18 protein-coding genes and 1 pseudogene are annotated in these 20,032 nt (G+C 61.4%); 9 read left to right on the top strand and 10 right to left on the bottom strand.

Annotated features, from left to right (window positions below):
- The first annotated feature begins 238 nt into the window (after positions 1-238).
- Genes AC1DU9_RS13080 through phnE form a run of 4 tightly spaced genes read left to right on the top strand, consistent with a single transcriptional unit; the run spans position 239 to position 3,469 of the window.
- Complete coding sequence (locus tag AC1DU9_RS13080; RefSeq protein WP_223457396.1) at positions 239-1,090, top strand: putative selenate ABC transporter substrate-binding protein; 852 nt, start codon at positions 239-241, stop codon at positions 1,088-1,090.
- Entirely contained in the window at positions 1,087-1,884 is a 798-nt protein-coding gene (locus tag AC1DU9_RS13075; protein WP_223457395.1) for a phosphonate ABC transporter ATP-binding protein, read from the top strand. Before AC1DU9_RS13080 ends, AC1DU9_RS13075 begins: the two co-directional genes overlap by 4 nt.
- Positions 1,878-2,705, top strand: coding sequence for a PhnE/PtxC family ABC transporter permease (locus tag AC1DU9_RS13070; protein WP_223457394.1), 828 nt, complete (start codon positions 1,878-1,880; stop codon positions 2,703-2,705). Before AC1DU9_RS13075 ends, AC1DU9_RS13070 begins: the two co-directional genes overlap by 7 nt.
- Entirely contained in the window at positions 2,702-3,469 is a 768-nt protein-coding gene (phnE, locus tag AC1DU9_RS13065) for a phosphonate ABC transporter, permease protein PhnE (RefSeq protein WP_223457393.1), read from the top strand. Before AC1DU9_RS13070 ends, phnE begins: the two co-directional genes overlap by 4 nt.
- A 396-nt stretch (positions 3,470-3,865) precedes the next feature.
- Here the strand turns inward: phnE and AC1DU9_RS13060 are convergent, their stop codons facing one another.
- Together AC1DU9_RS13060 and AC1DU9_RS13055 are read right to left on the bottom strand one after the other, a co-directional pair.
- Positions 3,866-4,180 carry a hypothetical protein gene (locus tag AC1DU9_RS13060; RefSeq protein ID WP_223457392.1) on the bottom strand — a complete coding sequence of 105 codons (315 nt, stop codon included), beginning with the start codon at positions 4,178-4,180 and terminating at the stop codon, positions 3,866-3,868.
- 148 nt (positions 4,181-4,328) lie between these two features.
- Positions 4,329-4,721: an IS110 family transposase gene (locus AC1DU9_RS13055; RefSeq protein ID WP_457266059.1), complete on the bottom strand. Its 393-nt coding sequence runs from the start codon at positions 4,719-4,721 to the stop codon at positions 4,329-4,331.
- A gap of 146 nt (positions 4,722-4,867) precedes the next feature.
- On the opposite strand from AC1DU9_RS13055, the pseudogene AC1DU9_RS13050 reads away from it, so the two are divergent.
- Positions 4,868-5,023, top strand: a pseudogene (locus AC1DU9_RS13050) (phosphonate ABC transporter, permease protein PhnE); the annotation flags it as partial.
- Positions 5,024-5,132: 109 nt separating this feature from the next.
- Here the strand turns inward: AC1DU9_RS13050 and AC1DU9_RS13045 are convergent.
- Together AC1DU9_RS13045 and AC1DU9_RS13040 are read right to left on the bottom strand one after the other, a co-directional pair.
- Entirely contained in the window at positions 5,133-8,192 is a 3,060-nt protein-coding gene (locus AC1DU9_RS13045; RefSeq protein WP_477810265.1) for an Ig-like domain-containing protein, read from the bottom strand.
- Positions 8,193-8,749: 557 nt separating this feature from the next.
- Positions 8,750-9,208 (bottom strand): HvfA family oxazolone/thioamide-modified RiPP metallophore, encoded by a 459-nt coding sequence (locus tag AC1DU9_RS13040; protein ID WP_223457390.1) that lies wholly within the window; start codon positions 9,206-9,208, stop codon positions 8,750-8,752.
- 263 nt (positions 9,209-9,471) lie between these two features.
- Here AC1DU9_RS13040 and AC1DU9_RS13035 point away from each other — a divergent pair, with 263 nt between their 5' ends.
- From AC1DU9_RS13035 to AC1DU9_RS13025, 3 genes are all read left to right on the top strand, one after another.
- Positions 9,472-9,840 carry a type 1 fimbrial protein gene (locus AC1DU9_RS13035; RefSeq protein ID WP_223457389.1) on the top strand — a complete coding sequence of 123 codons (369 nt, stop codon included), beginning with the start codon at positions 9,472-9,474 and terminating at the stop codon, positions 9,838-9,840.
- 382 nt (positions 9,841-10,222) lie between these two features.
- A complete protein-coding gene (locus tag AC1DU9_RS13030) occupies positions 10,223-10,582 on the top strand; it encodes a DUF6124 family protein (RefSeq protein WP_477810263.1) in 360 nt (119 codons plus the stop codon).
- A 299-nt stretch (positions 10,583-10,881) separates the two neighbouring features.
- The gene (locus AC1DU9_RS13025) at positions 10,882-12,147 is read left to right on the top strand and encodes an epoxide hydrolase family protein (protein WP_223457387.1); all 1,266 of its coding nucleotides are present in this window, start codon (positions 10,882-10,884) and stop codon (positions 12,145-12,147) included.
- Between the two features lie 12 nt (positions 12,148-12,159).
- Here the strand turns inward: AC1DU9_RS13025 and AC1DU9_RS13020 are convergent, their stop codons facing one another.
- A complete protein-coding gene (locus AC1DU9_RS13020; RefSeq protein ID WP_477810262.1) occupies positions 12,160-13,176 on the bottom strand; it encodes a M14 family zinc carboxypeptidase in 1,017 nt (338 codons plus the stop codon).
- 117 nt (positions 13,177-13,293) lie between these two features.
- Here AC1DU9_RS13020 and AC1DU9_RS13015 point away from each other — a divergent pair, with 117 nt between their 5' ends.
- Complete coding sequence (locus AC1DU9_RS13015) at positions 13,294-13,929, top strand: TetR/AcrR family transcriptional regulator (RefSeq protein ID WP_477810261.1); 636 nt, start codon at positions 13,294-13,296, stop codon at positions 13,927-13,929.
- A gap of 63 nt (positions 13,930-13,992) precedes the next feature.
- Here the strand turns inward: AC1DU9_RS13015 and AC1DU9_RS13010 are convergent, their stop codons facing one another.
- From AC1DU9_RS13010 to AC1DU9_RS12990, 5 genes are all read right to left on the bottom strand, one after another.
- Positions 13,993-14,691 (bottom strand): ABC transporter permease, encoded by a 699-nt coding sequence (locus AC1DU9_RS13010; protein WP_477810260.1) that lies wholly within the window; start codon positions 14,689-14,691, stop codon positions 13,993-13,995.
- A 5-nt stretch (positions 14,692-14,696) separates the two neighbouring features.
- The gene (locus AC1DU9_RS13005; RefSeq protein WP_477810259.1) at positions 14,697-15,410 is read right to left on the bottom strand and encodes an ABC transporter permease; all 714 of its coding nucleotides are present in this window, start codon (positions 15,408-15,410) and stop codon (positions 14,697-14,699) included.
- A gap of 150 nt (positions 15,411-15,560) precedes the next feature.
- Positions 15,561-16,343, bottom strand: coding sequence for a transporter substrate-binding domain-containing protein (locus AC1DU9_RS13000; RefSeq protein WP_223457382.1), 783 nt, complete (start codon positions 16,341-16,343; stop codon positions 15,561-15,563).
- Positions 16,344-16,370: 27 nt separating this feature from the next.
- Entirely contained in the window at positions 16,371-18,374 is a 2,004-nt protein-coding gene (locus AC1DU9_RS12995) for an aminotransferase class I/II-fold pyridoxal phosphate-dependent enzyme (protein WP_457266064.1), read from the bottom strand.
- 157 nt (positions 18,375-18,531) lie between these two features.
- Positions 18,532-19,932 carry an MFS transporter gene (locus AC1DU9_RS12990; RefSeq protein WP_477810264.1) on the bottom strand — a complete coding sequence of 467 codons (1,401 nt, stop codon included), beginning with the start codon at positions 19,930-19,932 and terminating at the stop codon, positions 18,532-18,534.
- Positions 19,933-20,032 lie beyond the last annotated feature (100 nt).

The following is a 20,032-nucleotide window of genomic DNA, read 5'->3' as shown; positions in this document are numbered from 1 at the left end:
CGAGCCTGCTCGCGATGGCGCCGGATCAGTCGATATTGATGCTGGCTGACACTCCGCAATCGCGAGCAGGCTCGCTCCTACAATTCCGTTTTGGCCCTCTCCCCTGCTGCTACGCTGGTCAAGCACGCAAGAGTCCCTATAATCGCGGCGTTTTCGTCTACCCTCACGAAGCGTCGTGCAGCAATCAGCTTGTGCGGGGCGCATCGACATTTTTCCGCTATTGAACCGGAGAACTTCCATGCTCAAACGTACCCTGGCAACGGCCATTGGCCTGACCTTGTCCCTTTCCACCCTGCTGGCACAGGCTGTCGAGACCCTCAAGGTCAGCGCCATTCCTGATGAAGCACCCACCGAACTGCTGCGCAAGTTCAAGCCCCTGGGCGAATACCTGGAGAAGCAACTGGGCATGAAAGTCGAGTTCGTGCCGGTCTCCGACTACCCGGCAGTGGTCGAGGCCCTGGCCACCGACCGTATCGACATGGCCTGGCTGGGTGGCTTCACCTTCGTGCAGGCGCGGCTGAAAACCGGCAATGCCATTCCATTGGTACAGCGTGAGCAGGATGCCCAGTTCACCAGCAAATTCATCAGCGCCGACCCGGCCGTCAAGTCGCTGGCCGACCTCAAGGGCAAGTCCTTTGCCTTCGGTTCGGTGTCTTCGACGTCCGGCAGTCTGATGCCGCGTTACTTCATGCTGAAAGACGGCATCAAGCCGGAAACTTATTTCAGCCGTGTCGGTTACTCCGGCGCCCATGACGCCACGGTCGCCTGGGTTCAGGCGGGCAAAGTGGACGCCGGCGTACTCAATGCCAGCGTCTGGGCAAAACTGGTCGCGGCCGGTAAGGTCGACACCGACAAGGTCAAGGTCTTCGCTACCACGCCGGCCTACTTCGACTACAACTGGACCGTGCGCGGCACCCTCGACCCGGCCCTTGCCAACAAAATCAAGGTGGCCTTCCTCGCGCTCGACCCGGCCAACCCGGAGCAAAAAGCGATTCTGGACCTGCAAGCCGCCAGCCGCTTCATCGAGACCCAACCTGAGAACTACAAGGGCATCGAGGAAGCCGCGCGCGCTGCCGACCTGCTGAAATGACACTGCATCTGAACCGGGTCAGCCTCACCCACGGCAATGGCGTGCGTGCGCTGCATGAAGTCGACCTGCACATCGCTGCCGGTGAGCAGGTCGCAATCATCGGTCCGTCCGGCGCCGGCAAGTCGAGCCTGCTCAACGTGCTGGCTACCGCCCTGCGCCCCGGCAGCGGCACGGTCGAGGTGCTCGGCGAGCAAGCCTGGCAGCTCGGCGCCCGACAGCGCCAGCGATTGCGCGCACGCATCGGCCTGGTGCATCAGGCGCCGCCACTGCCTGCGCGTCAGCGGGTGGTCACGGCGGTGCTGGCCGGAAAGCTGGGGCAATGGAGTTTTGCCAAAAGCCTGCTGAGCCTGTTGCATCCGGTGGATGTTCCGGGCGCGCGGGCGGCACTGCTCAAGCTGGACCTGGGTGACAAGCTGTTCGCCCAGTGCCAGCAACTGTCCGGCGGCCAGTTGCAGCGCGTGGGCATTGCCCGCGTGCTGTACCAGGCGCCCGAAGTGCTGCTGGCCGATGAGCCGGTGTCGGCGATGGACCCGGTACTGGCCGGGCACACCCTGTCGATCCTCTGCCGCCACGCCCGGGAACGCAACGTGACGCTGGTCGCCAGCCTGCATGCGGTAGAGCTGGCCCTGACGCACTTTTCACGCATCATCGGTTTGCGTGAAGGGCAAGTCCTGTTCGATCTTCCCGCCAGCGACGTCGACCACGATTTGCTCGACAAGCTCTACGCCAACGAGCAACTGCTATCGCCGCCCACGCCAGTGGCGCCCTTGATCCTGCAGATTCCCCGATGCTGACACGCGATACACGAGACCCGGCCACCCTGCCCCGCCTGCTGCTCAGTCTGTTGGCGCTGGCCCTGCTGTGGCCCGGCATCCATTTCAGCGAACTGGACCTGGGCGTGCTGCTCAAGGCCGACAGCCAGAGCGAGATGGGTCGTTTTGTTGCGGCCTTCTGGCCACCGGCCCATGGCGAAGAATTCTTGCAGCTGTTATGGCAAGCGACACTGCAAACCCTGGCCATCGCCACCGCCGGCATGGCTTTGGCCTTGCTGTTGGCCGTGCCCGCCAGCCTGCTCGCCAGTCGGGCGCTGTCGCTGTCGGCCGCCTCACGCAGCGGTCGCCCGAGCGCCTTGGGCCGGCTGTTGCGCTGGCCGGTGCGCGGGTTGCTGATCTTCCTGCGCAGCGTGCCGGAAATCGTCTGGGCCTTGCTGTTCGTACGCGCCGTCGGCCTTGGCCCGACGGCCGGGGTGCTGGCGATTGCCATCACCTACAGCGGCATGCTGGGCAAGGTCTACGCGGAGATCTTCGAGTCGGTTGACCAGCGTCCGGCCCATGCGCTGCTGCAAGCCGGCAGCAGCCGGTTGGCGGCATTCTGCTACGGCATCCTGCCCAATGTCGGGGCGGAGTTGCTGTCGTACACGGTGTATCGCTGGGAATGCGCGATCCGCGCGTCGGTGGTGATGGGCTTCGTCGGCGCCGGCGGGCTGGGCCAGCAGATCGACTTGTCATTGCGCATGTTCGCCGGCGGTGAAGTGGCGAGCATGTTACTGACCTTTTTCGTCCTGGTACTGTTCGCCGATCAGATCAGCCGTCTGTTGCGCTGGAGGTTCGCATGAATCGCCTGATCAACCTGCTGCTGATCCTGTGCATTGGCGCAGCGGTCGTGGCTTCGTTCAGCTATCTGGGGATCGATCTCGGCGAACTGACGGGCAGCGGTAACCTTGCGCAGATGGGCGCCTACGTGCTGCGCTTTCTCAGCCCGGACCTGAGCGCCGGCCATCTGCAAGCCATCGGCCGTGGCGCCGTGGAAACCATGGCCATGTCGGCCCTCGGCACCCTGCTCGCGGCGGTATTTGGCCTGGCGCTGGCATTGCCGGCGGCCGGGCGTTTCGGTTGGCCGTTGCAGAGCGTATCGCGCCTTGTGCTCAATGGCCTACGCGCCATTCCCGAACTGGTGTGGGCGGCGTTGATGGTGCTGGCAGCGGGTCTCGGCCCGAACGCCGGCACCCTCGCACTGGCCATGCACACCGCCGGGGTGCTGGGTCGACTCTTCGCCGAAGCACTGGAAAACACCCCGCCGCAACCGGCCGAAGCCATCCGCTTGCAGGGCGGCAACGTCGTCTGGGCCTTCTGCTACGGCACCCTGCCCAACCTGTTTCCACAGCTGTTGGCGTACATCCTGTACCGCTGGGAAAACAACATCCGCATGGCCAGCGTGCTCGGCTTTGTCGGTGCTGGTGGATTGGGGCAGATGCTCTATGTCAGCCTCAGCCTGTTCCAGGAGGCCCAGGCCAGCACGGTGATTTTGGCGATGTTGGTGCTGGTGTTTGCTGTTGATGGGTTGAGTAGTTGGAGTCGGCAGCGGTGGGTTAAGGCGTGATGGGGAATTGCATGGATTTGCTCAGCTGATTGCATTCGAGCTTAGCAAGCATTTGCATGGATTTGACTACCGCGTTTTATGGGTATGACCGGTAGAAAACGACCCATATAGACAGTCCGTCCCACCAAAGTAAGGTTGCAGCATGAGGCCTAACCCTTCGTTCAAGCGGACCGGAATCAACCGAACTGAATCTTGCATCCATTGATACGGGTGCGGCGGTCACTGGTGAGGGGATAACCCATGAGTAACCCCAACCCGAAACGCCAAGGGCCTGCGATCATGCAGGCCCAGTCAGGTTGGGTACGCCGCGATGGGTAACCGCAGTGGTAACCCAACAGCGGCATTCTGCTTGGAGCCAGTATCTACGCAGCCTGTAGGCATTCAGTGCGCGACCTATCAAGCGGCACTCGCCTCATTGGTAGGATTCAAATAGCAGGCCATCTCCCGTTCGACAACGTCGATCTCATTTAGCCCCCAATTTGTCAGGGGCGCGGAAGGTTTGCCGGTCGACGCAAAACTCGCCGCCAGCAGACGGGTCATCAGCGTCTTTGCCAAGTCCAGTTGCTTCTGAAGCTCCTGAGCCGCGCGATCAGCCTTATCCAGGCGCTGTTGCAGGGCATCGCGCCCGGCAGTGATCTGTCCGATACTGGCCACCGTTTCATGTGGGTCGACCATCGCTGCCGCTTTTTCTTCCAAAGATTTATCACTCATCAATGTGCTCGTTCGCTCAGGTTCAAGGTCAGGCGCGCGCAGGCCTTGCCTCACTGAGATCGGCACGAGAGTTTATTCCTACAGTTTTCTATCGCACTGACGCGCAAGGCGCCGACCAACGGCAGCGTAACCCATCAGCGAACCCAGCCTAGTTGTGGGTAATTGCACGGACTTGCCCACCCATTTGCATTCGACCTGACCAATCATTTGCATCGGATTTGACCATCACGCTGCGTGGCCATGACCGGCAGAAGCCATTCATAAAGTCCCCATTTTCACGTAAACCGTTGTAGCGTTGCATCGCCACCGGGTTGGCCAGTTTGACCTCGAAGCCGGCCGTCTTGAGGCCATCGACCAGCCAGTACCAGTTGTATGTCGACTCGACCACGACACCGAGCAGTTCGGCACGGTGCGGTTCGAGTAGCGGGAGAATCTGCGTCAGCTCATTGGGGCAGCGCCGACTGACCAGGACCCGGTCCGTTTCGTCGGTAACCACCACAACACTGTTGTTCGAATGCAGGTCTATGCCACAGAGTTTCATCACGGCCTCCTCACAGCAAAAGTCTAAGTTCGCACCTTGAATTTTGCGCCACCTCCGTGAGGTGGGGAGGCCGGCCAGATGATTCTCAGATTTATTTTTCAGAAAATAGATCCGTCCCCATTTTTGCTCGTCCCCATTTTTGCTGTTTTGTCGGTGCCGGCGGTTTGGGGCAGATGCTCTATGTCAGCCTCAGCCTGTTCCAGGAAGCCCAGGCCAGCACGGTGATCCTGGCCATGTTGCTGTTGGTGTTTGCCGTTGATGGGTTGAGCAGTTGGAGTCGTCAGCGGTGGGTCAAGGCGTGATTGCGAGTCTTCTGGAGATTTGACGACCAGGCAAGTTGTCAATTTGCTTGTAGCAAGAGGGCCTCAATGAGGCCCTCATCGCTAAAGCGTAGTTGTACTCGGTGCGCCACTACTGGCTCGCGGTGACCGTGACCGCTGCCGAGACCGCCACGGACACCGTCGCCGGTGCCGACTCCGCGCCCTTGGCATCGGCGGCTTTATAGATAAAGGTCGCAGTGAACGGCGCTACGACCGTGGCCGGTGGTGTGTAGGTCACGCGCGTACCATCGGTGCTGACCACGCCCTTGCCGGAGTCCGGTTGCTCCAGCCCCACCACTCTAAGTGGCACGTTACCGTCAGGGTCGGTGTCGTTGGCCAGGACGTTGATGGGCAGCGGTTGGCCGGTGCTGCTGATGGCACTGTCGGGGTTGGCGATCGGGTTTTGGTTATTGCCGTCGTTATTGGCACGGGTATCGCCGGTGCGGAAGGTTGGCAGCGCGGCGGAGTTGACGTAGGTGACGCCGTCCCAGCCGGGTATGGGGGCTGGCATCAACTGGAACTGGCCGGGGTGCTCGACATCCCAGCGCAGCAGCATGGACGTGTCCTCGTGCTGGGTGTTGTGGCAGTGCTCCATGTAGGTTCCGGCGAATTCCCGGAAGCGGATGGCCATTTTCACGTCCACCGAGCTGTCGATGCCATCGCCGACGCGATAGACGTCCTTTCGGGCCCATTTTTCCCATTCCGGCGGTGGGTTGCCATCACGGCTGAGGATGATCCCCTCTTCGAAGTGCACGTGCACCGGGTGGTTCCAGCCGTTGCCGCCGCTCATGATTCTCCACACTTCCAGGGTGCCGTCACCGGAGAACCCGGCAGGGGTTGGGCCGTTGGCCAGTTGCGGAGCGGCGCTGATGACTCGAGGGTCCATGGGGAAGCCGAATTCACCACCGTCGGTCTTGATCGTCCAGGGGGTTTCGTCGGTGCCGTCGGAGCGGCCGAAGCTGAACTCGCGATGCCGCGCCACCTTGAGCCTGGCCTGCACCGCCGGGTCGTCGCGGTTGAGGGTCAGCGGGATCATGGTCTTGCCGGCCGGTTTGCCCGGTTTGGCGGGCTCATAGTCGGCGGGGTTCATGCTCACGTCCTGGCCGGCATAAGGCTGGACCACCAGCTGCAGGAACTTGCCCACCCCCGGGTCGCCGCCGACCCATTCCGGCCCTTTGCTGCCCAGCCTGATCACCGCCTTGTACGTCCCGGACAGGACGTCGGCCAGGCTCAGCAGTGTAGCTGTCGGCTTCTTGCCGTTCTGGTGCTCCAACAGGTTGACGAAGTACAGCTTGTCGCCGGTGTTGATCCCGTTTTTCGCGAAATTGACGATGATGTCGTAACGTTCGGCGATGCCCTGGGTGGGCAGGATGGCGTTGTGGTCCTGGGGATCGCCGTTACCGTCCAGGTCCATGCTGCCGTCGAACGGCACGGCGTGTTCCATCAGGTTGCCGTCGTTGGCGATCAAGTGGAACGGCACGCGGCTATAAGACAGGCCGGAACCGGCCGGGCCAGGGAATTCGCCGCCGCTGCCGGCGACTTCACGCACCAGTGCAATCCTGAGGTAGCGCGACACCGAGCCGTTGAGGATACGGAAGCGATAGCTGCGCGCCCGCACGTTCAGGCTCGGCTGGTACTGCCAGTTGACCAGGACCTGATCGCCGAGAAAACCGTCGGTGTTGAACGGGTTGAACCAGAGCTGGCCGTTCTGATCCCAGGCCTTGTCGGCCACCATCAGGTTSACRTCRTAGTCGCGGTTRCCCCARGGCARYGCCGAACCGCTGGGCAGGCGCAGGTTGACGCCGTCTTCGAAGGCTTCRTTACCGCGATCCAGGGCGCTGTAGTAATTCATCATCACCGCGTTGCCCTTGTAGACGTTYTGCGCGGTGAAATCGACCATGTGGTCATGGAACCAGTGGGTGCTCATGGTTTCGYGCCAGTCGCCRCGGATCTTGATGCTGCCGTTGTTGCACGTCTTCAGGCCCGGCGYGGCATCGTTGACGAACAGGGTTTCGCCCGGGGCGCAGGGGAACGCYGCRCGCGGATCCTGRGCGSTGGTGTTGATGGTGTCGTAACCGGCCARCTGGATCGGCCAGCGATAGTCGTAGTACTGCCCCGGAAAGAARAACGCATTGGCAAAGCCGTCGCTTTCGGCCGGGGAGTGGCCGTTGTGTTCGTGGGTTGTAATGGTGTGCAGGCCAAAGCCCATGTTGGCCGACGGATCGATCGGCAGGGCGTTGTAGTGGCGCATCAGCGCGGCTTGACCGTAGCGCACCATCAACAGTTTTGGCGGAAAGGTGCCGTCGAAGGTCCAGAGCGCCTTGTGGTCCTGAATCGGCATGTTGGGGTGAAAACGGACATTGATGCCTTTGGTGGTGCCGGCAATGACCGGGTTGCTCGAAGTCTGGTTGTAGAGCCCGCCAGGCCCGAACTCACCGACGGCGTAGTTGTGCAACTGTCGGTGGTCGCGCATGCCGCTGTTGACCTGGGCGCCCGCTTGCACGGTTTTGAAGCCCACCTGCGGGAAGAACTCGTTCCAGCGCTGGTGCGACCAGCCTTTTCCTGGCGGCCGGCCTTCGGCCGGCGAGCCGACCGGATGGCGGTTGAGGAAGGCTTCGATCTGCGCTTGCCACGGGTTGCGGTCCAGCACGTTGGAAAATTGCGACGGAAACGGGAACAGCCCCGGCTGGCGCATGAAGGCTTCCAGCGCCGTAGGCGAAGGGCCGCTGCGAGCGATGTTGTTCGGGTCCTGCGTGGGAGCCGGGCCGACAAGCGGAACCGGGAAGGTCAGGGGTGGGGCCGGCAGTGCCGGATCGAGTTTTTCCGTGCCGAATTCTTCGAACAACAGCAGTTGCTGCGTGTACGGCTGGGCCCCGAACAATGGGCTGGGCTTGCCATTGGTGGGGATATTGAAGGATGTCTGCAGGGCTGGCGGCAGCACGTTGTCGGCCCGTGGCGTGTTCCGGTCACCGAATAGGCCATTGGGCAGCGCGATGGCGCCCTGGTTGGCGGGTGGCGAGGCCCGTAAGGCAGCCGCCGCCGCATCGAGGTCGGCCGGCGGGTTGCTGAACGCCGAGGGGTCCGTCGGAGGTGGCGGACCGAAATCATCCAGCGGCACGGCGCTTGCCATGGTGGTTAGGGTAAGGAGCATCGCACAGGGCAGGCTTGTCCTGTGCAGAAAGGCGATGGAGCTGCGTAGTGATGTCGTGCGTTTCATTTTTCACCCCTCGCGACATATCGAGTCTGGCGAAACCCACCGTCGCCAGGATGTCTGGGACACAGCTATTGCGGGTACACGGGGGGCGTGCAACTAATGAGCCATCACACCAGGGCGAAAAAGCCCAGGTAAATTAATAAACTATTTTTGAGTGTTTCAAACGAGAGAAAAGTGAGTGGGGAATATCCCTCTAATTTGGTGGCAAACACCCGTTCGTGGGTGTAATGCCCCATTTATGGAGAGAGTAGCGGCCCTATTTCACCGGCCGCTTTTGGTAGGGGTTGCTTGCCCAAAGGCGACATGGATTTAACTGTAGGGCCGCTTTTGGCTGTGGATTCAACCGGTCATGGTTACAAAGCCTGCTGGTTAAATCCGATGCATTCGGTGGTCAAGTGCAGTGCAATTTCACGCCTGACGACCAAACCAGTACTGCCCACGCAAAAAACCCTTCCTGCGCGTCAGTACAGGAAGGGTTTTTTCGTTGCGGCTGATCAGTCTTTAGCCTGGCTCAACTTGGTGAACAGCTCGGTCGGCACTTTCTTGCCGTTGGAGATGAACTGGTTGGTGCGGAACTTGTACACCTCACCTTCGGACAGGAAACCGTCACCGTTGGTGTCCATCGCCTTGAATTCCTCAGTGCCCTTGGGCGCTACCGCCAGCAGCTCCTTGAGCGACACACGGCCGTCATGATCGGCATCGGTGCGCGCGAAAGACGCATCGCCGCACTTGCCTTCACCGCACTTGCCCTCGGCCTGGGTCTTTTGCGCGCTGGCTTCGGCACCGCACTTGCCTTCGCCACACTTGCCTTCGCTGGTCTTTTCCGCGGAAGCCAATTGATAGCCCTGAGGCAAGGCTTCAGCGGAAAACGCCGAGGACGCGAAGTTGATACCGCCGACCAGTGCAACAGCGATCAGGCCAATACGGGTTTTGTTCGACTGGATACGAGACATGTTGATACTCCGGATCAATGGCGCGGCTGGACCTCTATTGGTCGTACCGCAAGGGTTGATAAACCTGGTTGCGAGGTGCGTTGTGCATCTCGCTTTGGCAGGTCTATTTGGCCCCAGTGGTGTATCCGGGCTGTATCCTGGAGGAGCTGGTTTTGTATGGCTGTACGAAGATGTCGTGCCTTGATACACGGCGATACAACAAAAGCCTCAAGCTTCTACCCTTCATTGACGACCTAGACCTTACCACTCAAGGAGCGTCAGACATGAACGGCAAACGTATAGCAGCGGGATTGGGTCTTTTGTTCGCACTCAGTGGTGCGTGCCAGGCGGCGCCGGGCACCATCAGATTTCAAGGCAGCATTGTGGAGCCGGGCTGTCAGTCACGCGTGGGTACGGACGGCACATTCGAACTTTACGAATGCTCTGCCCAGAGTCGCACGATGAGGGTTGAGGCAAACACCATCACGCCAACCGCCAGTGTGAGCGCTGTCGGTCAATCCAGTACCCACGTCAAGCTGCTCGCTGACAGTGGTCAGGACGGTCGCTATTTCGATCAGCAGTATGTGCTGGTGGATGATGCCGGCTCGCCGATCCGTTCCGGAAACTACCTGATTACCCTGAGCATGCCTTGAGAACGAGGTCCGCGCAGAACGCCTGCATCGCGTGAAAGCTTTTGTTTAAACAGGCTGTAGGTTATTTCCTGCGAACTACAAGACCTTGCGTCGTTGCCTACGGTTACGCCAGAATCCGCCGGCTTGTGCGCCCTGCCCCTGGTCTCTATCGTTTCCGCGCCACTGCCCATCAGTGGTCGGGTTTAGCAGCCCGGGGTTGTAAGCAAGGTGTACATGCTCCTGTCAGTCAGGTATTCCCATGCCTGTATTTGATGGTGGCTGTGCGCAGGGCGCCTTCGGGCGCGCCGGCTTTGCTAGCTTCCCCGGTCTGCTAACCTGCGCACAGCTGCCTCCTTCTCGTTTAGCAGCAAGAGGGTTGGCACCCAATCAGAGAAGCAAGCATATGTTCAAAGTCACCCCCAACCCGCCAGACACCGATCCGACATCCCCGTACGAACCCGACTCAAAAACGCTCAATGAGGCCGCCGAACGCGCGCTCGCCTTCCGCTTCCCCTCGACTGCCGACATCAAAGCCACACCGCGCAGACCCAGCCACCTGTTTACCGTTGACCCCGAAGCCACGACCGAAACCCTAGTGGTTTATCTGGTCGAAACACTGGCCTCGGTCGATGTGATGGTGCATCAACTGGTGGATCATCTGGACGGCGGATCGCGCAATGCCCTGCTGGGGATTTCCAACAGTGTGATGTTGGCGGAGATCACGGCGATTCGGGTGCTGGACCAAATTGATCCGCCTGAGTAGTAGTCGCCTGCTGCGACGAGTGATGTTGTTCGCGTTGGGCTGTGCGGCTAGCATTTTTTGGGACCGCTGCGCGGCCCATCGCGAGCAAGCTCGCTCCCACAGGGATTTGGGGCAGTCAGTTAAAAAGAGCTGAGCCAGTATCGACTCACCCTTTCCCGCCGGTGGTCGTCCCGGTGCAATCCTTCGCATAAACCTGCTTGCGTGCCCCGTCGAACGGGATCAGTCTCTGGAGCAGCATTGACCTTCACCCCTGCGCTCCGGGCAAGGACGAAGGCATACCTCCCAGCGAGGAAATGAAGATGAAATCCGCTTTCGTCGTCCTGCTAATGGCCCTCGCACTGTGCAACTCGCCCCTGGTGAGCGCCGCCCCCGCCGCCGACGCCATTGTGCCCTTCCACGTCGATATCCAGGATCAACAACTCACTGATCTGCGTAACCGCCTCGCGGCCACACGCTGGCCAGACAAGGAGACGGTGGGCGATCGATCACAAGGTGCACAGCTGGCGAAACTGCAGGAGCTGGTTCGCTACTGGGGCACGAACTATGACTGGCACAAGGCCCAGGCGCAGGTCAATGCCTTGCCCCAGTACACGACCACTATCGATGGGGTCTCTATCCACTTCATCTGGGTGCGCTCGCCGCAGCCGAATGCTTTACCGATGATCCTGACCCACGGTTGGCCAGGCTCGGTACTGGAGTTCATCAAGGTGGTCGGCCCGCTCACCGATCCGGCCGCTCACGGGGGCAATAGCGCGGATGCATTCGACGTGGTGATTCCGTCGATTCCTGGCTACGGCTTCTCCGGCAAACCGACAGAACCCGGATGGGACCCGGACCATGTGGCCCGGGTCTGGGGGCAATTGATGCAGCGACTCGGGTACAGCCGCTACGTCGCCCAGGGTGGTGATTGGGGCGGTCCCATCACCAGCGCCATGGCGCGCCAGTCCGTGCCTGGGTTGCTGGGCATTCACCTCAATCTGCCGGCGACGGTTCCGCCCGAGGCGACCGCCGCACTGGCTGCCGGCGGTCCCGCGCCTGCGGGGTTTTCCGAGCAGGAACGCGCGACCTACGACGCCCTGGCCGCATCCATTAAACAGGGCAACCTGGCCTACAGCGCGATGATGGCCGCGCGGCCGCAAATGATCGGCTACGGCGTAACGGACTCTCCGGCATTTCTCGCGGCGTTCATGCTCGGTCACCCGGGATTTGCCAAGTGGACGTATGGCGCCGACCCACAGCAATCTCCAGGCAAGGATGAAGTGCTGGACGACATCACCTTGTACTGGTTGACGAACAGCGGCGCCTCGGCGAGTCGGCTGTATTGGGAAAACAAAGGTCGCAGCCCGCTTTTTTCTGCGGCACAAAAGACCGGCGACATCACGCTGCCGGTAGCCGTCACGGTATTCCCTGATGATGTCTATTTCCCGCCGGAGAGCTGGGCCCGACGCGCCTATCGCAACCTGATCTACTTCCATCAGGCGGCCAAGGGCGGCCATTTCGCAGCCTGGGAACAGCCGGAGCTCTTTACCGAGGAACTGCGCACGGCGTTTCGGCCGCTGCGTTGAATCACCTTCGTATCAATTGGGGTCCAGCAACCCGCCACTCCAGTTTCGCGACACCCGGCTACCGGTGAATTTCGCCACACCCATGCCCTGGGGTATCAGGCGATCGCGATAGCGCGTCACCAGGCGCCCCGCCTGTTCGGCATGCAGCACCACTTCGGAAGACGGGTCCCCCGGCCGCCCGAGGATTCGTGCAAAGCGCTGGCCTTCCTCGACGAAATCCCCCAGCTCTTTTTCGAAAATCAGCACGCCGGGTTGCGGGGCGATGATGGTTTCCATGTGGCCCATTTCCACGGCTTCGACGGGCCAGTCCGACGGCGCCACTGACTCATCGATGACACCGCAACCGCACAGCCAGTTGTACAGCCCTTCGGCATCGGACTCGGCAAAGCGGTCGCAGACATCGCCCTGCCCGCGCAGCTCCAGGGTCGCGGCCATGCGCCCTTCAGTGACTCCGTCGCGTATCCACGGGGCAATGATGGTTTCCTCGAAGGAGCCATCGCCGCCGTCATCCCAGATGATCGCCACGTCCATCTTCATTGCCGCCGCCAGTTCGCGGCCACGGGGCCAGAAACTGCGGTGCACGTACAGATAGGGCAAGGCCTCGTCATCGGTGTGCAGGTCGAGCATCACATCGGCCGGGGCGGCCAGTTGCACCAGTTGCTTTTGCCATTGCTGAACGCAGGTCGAAGGTCGCGCCATGGCCGCCGACTGGTCGAACGCGCGATTGAAGTTATGCCCGGTCGCGTCGTGATAACGGCCGAGAATCCGCCCCTGGCGAAACTGCCCGATGCCCAGCGGATTGGCCTGCGGCACCACGGTCAGGTTGCCCTTGAGCCGGCCTTGAGTCTCGGCGGTTTGCAGTCGTTGCATCAACAGGTGCAGGACCAGCATCCCGGCGATTTCATCGGCATGTACGCCAGCCTGCAGGTGCACGTTTGGCCCGCTGCCGTCGCCTGCATAGCGCCAGGCACCGACCCGCACGGCCTCACCGTTGTTGTTGCGAACACTGAACGAAATATCCTGCGGCATTGGCTTTCCCTCCCGTCATGAACCTTGAAAAACGTTGCATCGCTGCTGCCGAGGCTGGTGATTGAACAGACGTTCAACTAAGCTCGGCATCGTGAAACCTCACCCAAGGACAGCCTTGTGACAACCGACGCCCCGAAAAACCGCCGCGCCGAACCCGAGGACCGTCGCGAAATGCTGGTGGCCGCTACCCTGCGCTGCCTGGGCCGCGACGGTCACGCCGGGATATCCGTGCGACGCATCGCCACCGAGGCCGGAGTCTCCGTGGGGTTGCTCAACCATCACTTCGGCAGCATCGAGGCACTGATCGCCGACACCTACCAGCGGCTAGCGAGCGAACTGACCACCGCCCTGCTCCAGGAAATCGAACAGGCCCAGACACCCGCGCAAAAGATCGATGCCTTCCTGGAAGGCTCGTTCTCGCCCAGGGTCATGGACCCGCAACTGCTCGGCGTGTGGGTGGTGTTCTGGAGCCTGATCCGTCACTCCGAACACGTCAGCCAGTCCCACGAAAAAAGCTACCGCGCCTACCTCGACCTGATCCGCCAGTTGCTCGACGGGCTGGCCGCCAGCGAAGGCTTCGTGATTCACGACACGCGCCTGGCGGCCATCGGCTTATCGGCGATGCTCGACGGTCTCTGGCTCGAGTGGTGCCTGAACCCCGAGACCTTCAGCGCCGCCAACGGACTGCATATCTGCCATTGCTGGATAAAGGGGCTGCGTCACGGAGCATTCAGCACCGACGACGCCCTGTGACGGATGCCGGCCGAAGATCATCGCCAGGGTGCCACTGACGGCGGTCAACCCTTGTCGAACTCATCAGGCCGACTTGCGCACCGGCGTTCCGCGCCGCTCGGCAAAGGCAAACAGCGCTTCGATCAGGAACGTCAGGCAGACATACACCCCGGCCACCAGCAACAAGGGTTCGTACACCTGCAGCGTCTGTGCGCGGACCACGTTGGCGGCGCCGAGCAGATCGATCACGGCGATGGTCGAGGCCAATGCCGTGGACTTGAGCAGCATCACGGTTTCCCCGGCCAGGGTCGGCAGCAACAGGCGCATCGCCCGGGGCAAACGCACCCGTAGCAAGGACTGGCGCGCGGTCATGCCAAACGCCGAAGCCGCTTCCATTTCACCCTTGGGCACCGCCAGCAGGCCACCGCGAATCACTTCGCCGACATAGGCCCCCACCGACACCACCAGGGCGAACACGATGTACCAGTAACCATCGCGCAGGTACGGCCAGAGGAAACTGCCGCGAATCAGCGGGAACTGGGCAAACAGGCTGCCCAATCCGTAGTAGTAGATGTAGATCTGGATCAGCAACGGCGTACCGCGCGTGACGCTGGTGTAGAACAGGCTGACCTTGGCAATCACCTTGTTTTTCGAGATCCGCGCCAGCGCCACCAGTACCGCCAGCAGATAACCGAACACACTCGATACCAACAGAATGATGAGGGTGGTTTGCAGCCCCCGGCCCAACAGTGCCGCGTATTCAACTATCCACGCTGGAATCATTTCAATCACTCAGCCAATGGCATCCAGCGACGAATACGTCGCTCAAGCCGACCCGACACATAGTTCGACGCCAACGTCACCGCGTAGTACAGCGCGGCAGCCGTGAGGTAGAACAACAGATAGTGGCGCGTCGACCCCGCGCCTTGCTTGGCGGTGTACAGCAGCTCGTTGGTGCCGACCACGCTGATCAGCGCACTGTCCTTGATCAGGTTGATCCACAGGTTGGCCATCCCGGCCATGGCGAAAGGCGCCATGATCGGCAGCGTGACCCGGCGGAACAGCCCGAAACCGTTGAGGCCGAACGCCTTGGCCGCTTCGATCTGGCCGAAGGGGATCGCCTGGATCGCCGCGCGGAAAATCTCCGAGGCGTAGGCGCCCTGCACCAGCCCCAGCACCACGATGGCCGCCAGCGGACCGCTGACATCGACCACGCCGTAGCCGAGTTGGGTCATCAGCGAGTTGAGGAGCATGGAGCCGACGTAGTACAGCAACAGAATCAGCAGCAATTCCGGAACCGCCCGGAACAGCGTGGTGTAGCCGCGCATCAGCGCTGCAATCGGCTTCGGCGCGCCCAGCTTGAGGCACGCCACCACCAGCCCGATGGCCAGCCCGAGCACAAAGGCCCCGGCGGAAATCTGCAGGGTCATCCAGAGCCCCTTCAACAGCGCACTGCCCCATCCTTGTTCGGTGAAATTGATCAGATCGAACATTGCCGGCATTTCAGTCTCCCCCGGATCCTGTGGGAGCGAGCTTGCTCGCGATAGCGGTGGTTCAGTCACCTTGGATGTTGACTGTCACGCCCTCATCGCGAGCAAGCTCGCTCCCACAGGGATCTGCGCCTTCTCAGGATTTGCGTTTCGGTCTGATGGTCAGAACGCAGGCTTCACACTGGTGCCGAAGTAGCTCCGGGACAGCTCGTCATAGTCCTTGCTCGCCAGCAATTCCTGGATGGCCTTGTCGAGCCTGGCCTTGAGTTCGGTGTCGTCCTTGCGCAGGCCGGCCCCCACGCCTTTGCCGAAGATCGGGTCATAGGGCACGGTGCCGAGGTAGGCCAGGTCCTTGGCATCCGGGGTTTTGACGAAGGCGGCCATGGCGGTGCCGTCGGCCATCATCAGGTCGATGCGGCCGGCAATCAGGTCGGCGTTGGCCGAGTCCTGGGTGTCGTAGTACTTAACGTCGGCGATTTTTTCGTAGTAGGTCTTCAGGTAACTGGCGCTCACGGTCGAGTTCTGCACGCCGATGATCTTGCCCTTGAGGTCATCCGGATACTTCTTCACCGACGCCTCTTTCGGGCCGACGACGGCAATCGCCGAGTCGTAATAGGCCTTGCTGAAGGCGATCTGCTTTTCCCGTTCTTCGGTCACCGACATCGAGGAAAAGATCACGTCGATCTTCTTCGCCAGCAGCGATGGAATGATGCCGTCCCACGCCACTTCCTTGATCTCGCAATCGGCTTTCATTTCGCTGCACAGCTTGTGGATCAGGTCGACTTCGAAGCCCTTCCACTCACCGTTGGCCTGCTTTTCGGTGTACGGCGGATAGGGTTCCGCTGCCACTGCGAACCTGATCGGTTGCGCTTGGGCGGCACTCATGCCGGCCAGCAATACGCAGGCCGCACCGGTCAACCAGTTTGCAAAACGTCGATTTCCCATGTTGTTTTCCCGTCTTTTTATGATGAGTTAGCGAGTCTGATGAGCGTTGACGAATTGCCGGCAACGCTCGCTGCGTGGGTGTACGAACACTTCGTCCGGCGAACCGGTTTCCTCGATCAGCCCTTGATGCAGGAAGGCGACCTTGGAAGAGACATCGCGTGCAAAGGCCATTTCATGGGTCACCAGGATCATGGTCCGGCCTTCTTCGGCGAGGGAGCGGATCACCCGCAGCACTTCCCCGACCAGTTCCGGGTCGAGTGCCGAGGTGGGTTCATCGAACAGCATGACCTTGGGCCGCATGGCCAGGGCCCGGGCGATGGCCACCCGTTGTTGCTGCCCCCCGGAGAGAAACGCCGGGTACTCGTTGCGCTTGGCCGCAAGCCCGACGCGCTCTAGCAGCGCTTCGGCCCGTTCAGTGGCCTCCGCACGGCTTTCACGCAGGACCTGGGTCGGCGCTTCGATGAGGTTTTCCAGCACCGTGCGATGGGGCCAGAGGTTGAAGTTCTGGAACACCATGCCCAGGCTGGAACGGATGCGCACCAGTTGTTTGGCGTCCGACACCAGCGGAGCGCCTGGGCGATTCTGGTTAAGGTGAATGCTTTCGCCATCGACCAGAATGCGTCCCTGGTCCGGTACTTCGAGCATGTTGATGCAGCGCAGCAAGGTGCTTTTGCCCGAGCCGCTGGCACCGATCAGGGAGATCACTTCGCCCTCACGGGCAGTCAGGGAAACGCCCTTGAGCACTTCGATATTGCCGAAGCGTTTGTGCAGGCCATCGACCTCGATCATGGTCTTGGCCGCAACCGCTTCGACCGTCGCGGTACTGGTCACCGTGCCGATCACCGGCCTCGGCGCTTCGCCCATGAGCACCCCGACGAAATCGCGAATACGCTGACAGGCCTGGGCCAGGCGCTCGTCACTCAGGGTGAACGACAGCCGTACAAAACCCTGGGCCGGCTCACCGAATGCCGCCGCATCCAGCACCGAGACACCGGCCTCGCGCAGCAGGCGCCAGGCGAATTCCAGCGAGGTCAGGCCGGTGCCGCGCACGTCCACCAGCACGAACATGCCGGCATCGGGGTTGAGCACACTGATGCCCGGGCAATCCGCCAGGCCGGACACCACCAGATCGCGGCGCCGACGATAGATCTCGCGCATGCCGTGGGTGACTTCAGCGTGGGACTGCACGGCCTTGAGCGCCGCTTCCATGACGAAACCGGGCAAGCCGTACAGCATGCTCAGCACCAAGGTTTCGACATGATTGACCAAGGCTTCATTGGCCACGACCCAGCCGATGCGCCAACCGGTCATGGCATGGGATTTGGACAGGCTGCCGATCACCACGCAGCGCTCGGCCATGCCCGGCAACGCCACCAGACTCAGGTGTTCACGCTCGTAGGCGAGGCTCTCGTAGACCTCGTCCACCACCACCCACAGGTCATGGGCGATGGCGAGGTCGGCGATGGCTTGCAGCTCTTCGCGGCCCAGCACCACGCCGGTGGGGTTGTTCGGATTGGAGAAGAAAATCGCCCGGGTGCGCGGGGTAATGGCCTTGGCCAACACGGCGGCATCGAGGCGGAAACCCGAGTCCGCGGCACAGGGCACCCGCACCAGCGTGGCGCCGGAGGCCTTGAGCGTGGCTTCGTAGGTCACGTACATCGGATCGAAGGCAATCACTTCGTCGCCGGCACCGAGCAGGCACATCGAGGTGGCGAACAAGGCGTTCTGCGCACCGGCCGTGAGAATGACGTTGGACGCCTGCAGTTCACGATCGATCAGTTGGCTGTAGCGGCCGGCAATGGCCTCGCGCAGGGCCTGGCGGCCGGCGATTTCGGTGTAGTGGGTATCCCCTTCACGCAAGGCGTGGATGGCGGCATCGGTAATGAAATCGGGGGTGGGGAAATCCGGGTCGCCGACGCTGAGGATGATCACGTCCTCGCCTTTGCGCTGCGCCGCGCTGGCCGCGTAGTGGATATCCCAGGCGGCAACGCCTTGGCCACTGATCCGTTCAACAAAGGGTGAAAACCGCATGCCAGTGCCTCGTTCGAATTGAAGAAACGCAAGCCCGCAACCAGCCGGGGGAAGGTGGTCCCCAACATAGTTCAGACTGAACACTCGTTCAATAGAAAACTCGCAAGGCTTCGCGTTCAGCGTAAACAGGTCGTTTTCACGACAGTCGCGCCGTTTTTCAGCACGGCGCAATTAAGCGACGTGAAACTATTCTGCTGACTGCTCCCAGCACCAGAGCCACGAGAATCAGCCCCGCAGCAACCGCAAACGTCAACCGCATCCCCTGAGCGATGGCCTCAGGTTGCGCCTGCAAAATATCGTGGCTGGCCGTGCCTAAGGCGAACACAGCGCCCATGACCGAGGCGCCGGTGATCAGCCCGAGATTGCGTGACAACCCGAGCAAACCGGAAACCACCCCACGCTGCTGCGCCTCTATTTCCAGCATGACGGCGGTATTGTTCGCCGCCTGGAACAGCGCATAACCGCCGGTAATGACAGCCAGCGGCAGGATGTAGCCGGGCACACCGAACGCCATCGGCAAGGCCGGCAGGATGCAAGCGCCGGTCAACATGGCGATCAATCCAATCGTACTGGCTCGATACGTGCCCAAACGATCGACCCATCGGCCCGCCGGTACGCCTGTCAGCGCAGCCACCAGCGGCCCCGTCGACATCGCCAGCCCAACGCTCGCAGCATTCAACGCCAGTGCGCCAGTGAGATAAAACGGCCCTACCACCATGCTCGCCATGACTACGCTGGTCACCAGCATGCTCATGACGAATCCTGCGCTCATCTGCCAGTTACGGAACATCGTCAATCGAACCAGAGGCGACTCGGTTGTGTGCTCGACGAATACAAACACGCACAGCCCAAAAACGGCCACCAGCAACAGCGTCATGTTCAGCGGCCCCAGGGTGCCACGCCCAATGGTCATCGCCAGTGAATAAGCCAGCAGCGTCAGAACCAGCACCAGCGTGCCGGGCACATCGAAGCCCGCTCGATCCGCCCTCTTCTCACTGCGATCGCTGGGCAAAAAGTAGAGCGCGAGCCCAATCGCCAAAACACCCAGCGGCACATTGATCAGAAAAATTGCCTGCCACCCCGGATTGGCAATCAAAAAACCTCCAAGGGTCGGGCCGAGCGAGGTGCCAATCGCCGACATCGTGCCGAGCACGCCCATCGCACTGCCCATTTTTTCCTTGGGAACGGTCCCGCCCACTAGCGCCATGGTCAGCGCCATCATGATGGCCGCACCGACGCCCTGCAGCGCCCGAGCGGCAATCAATAACCAGAGATGAGGGGCCAGCGCGCACAGGATCGAAGCGACGGTAAACACACAAATCCCGATCAACAACAAACGTCGGGGACCAATGATGTCGCCAAGTCTTCCGACACTGACGATCAGCGCCGTGATCGCCAGCAGATAAGCGAGGACCACCCATTGCACTTGCTGAAAGGAGGCCGAGAACGCCTCGGCCAGTGTCGGCAATCCAACGTTGGCAATGCTGGTGCCCAGGGACGACAGCAGCATGGATAACGACAGGCTGGCCAAGGCTCCCCGAATCGATATGGACTTCATTTTCTCGCGACTCCGCAAATAGGTTGTCCCGAGCCTAAGCCCAGCCATAACATGGCGGAAGACGCAGCATTTGCACTTTGTACGTGCACCGGACGCCACA

It is taken from the genome of Pseudomonas sp. P4_C1 (assembly GCF_056402155.1).
The sequence above is the reverse complement of the archived record's forward strand: the minus strand, read 5'-3'. Positions and strand labels throughout refer to the sequence as shown.

What these genes read in the sequence shown, in the direction of transcription:
- AC1DU9_RS13035 (WP_223457389.1), top strand. Translation starts at nt 9,472, where the DNA reads ATGAACGGCAAACGTATAGCAGCGGGATTGGGTCTTTTGTTCGCACTC.
- AC1DU9_RS13060 (WP_223457392.1), bottom strand. Translation starts at nt 4,180, where the DNA reads ATGAGTGATAAATCTTTGGAAGAAAAAGCGGCAGCGATGGTCGACCCA.
- AC1DU9_RS13075 (WP_223457395.1), top strand. Translation starts at nt 1,087, where the DNA reads ATGACACTGCATCTGAACCGGGTCAGCCTCACCCACGGCAATGGCGTG.
- AC1DU9_RS12995 (WP_457266064.1), bottom strand. Translation starts at nt 18,374, where the DNA reads ATGCGGTTTTCACCCTTTGTTGAACGGATCAGTGGCCAAGGCGTTGCC.
- AC1DU9_RS13025 (WP_223457387.1), top strand. Translation starts at nt 10,882, where the DNA reads ATGAAATCCGCTTTCGTCGTCCTGCTAATGGCCCTCGCACTGTGCAAC.
- AC1DU9_RS13055 (WP_457266059.1), bottom strand. Translation starts at nt 4,721, where the DNA reads ATGAAACTCTGTGGCATAGACCTGCATTCGAACAACAGTGTTGTGGTG.
- phnE (WP_223457393.1), top strand. Translation starts at nt 2,702, where the DNA reads ATGAATCGCCTGATCAACCTGCTGCTGATCCTGTGCATTGGCGCAGCG.
- AC1DU9_RS13040 (WP_223457390.1), bottom strand. Translation starts at nt 9,208, where the DNA reads ATGTCTCGTATCCAGTCGAACAAAACCCGTATTGGCCTGATCGCTGTT.
- AC1DU9_RS12990 (WP_477810264.1), bottom strand. Translation starts at nt 19,932, where the DNA reads ATGAAGTCCATATCGATTCGGGGAGCCTTGGCCAGCCTGTCGTTATCC.
- AC1DU9_RS13080 (WP_223457396.1), top strand. Translation starts at nt 239, where the DNA reads ATGCTCAAACGTACCCTGGCAACGGCCATTGGCCTGACCTTGTCCCTT.
- AC1DU9_RS13005 (WP_477810259.1), bottom strand. Translation starts at nt 15,410, where the DNA reads ATGCCGGCAATGTTCGATCTGATCAATTTCACCGAACAAGGATGGGGC.
- AC1DU9_RS13070 (WP_223457394.1), top strand. Translation starts at nt 1,878, where the DNA reads ATGCTGACACGCGATACACGAGACCCGGCCACCCTGCCCCGCCTGCTG.
- AC1DU9_RS13000 (WP_223457382.1), bottom strand. Translation starts at nt 16,343, where the DNA reads ATGGGAAATCGACGTTTTGCAAACTGGTTGACCGGTGCGGCCTGCGTA.
- AC1DU9_RS13020 (WP_477810262.1), bottom strand. Translation starts at nt 13,176, where the DNA reads ATGCCGCAGGATATTTCGTTCAGTGTTCGCAACAACAACGGTGAGGCC.
- AC1DU9_RS13030 (WP_477810263.1), top strand. Translation starts at nt 10,223, where the DNA reads ATGTTCAAAGTCACCCCCAACCCGCCAGACACCGATCCGACATCCCCG.
- AC1DU9_RS13010 (WP_477810260.1), bottom strand. Translation starts at nt 14,691, where the DNA reads ATGATTCCAGCGTGGATAGTTGAATACGCGGCACTGTTGGGCCGGGGG.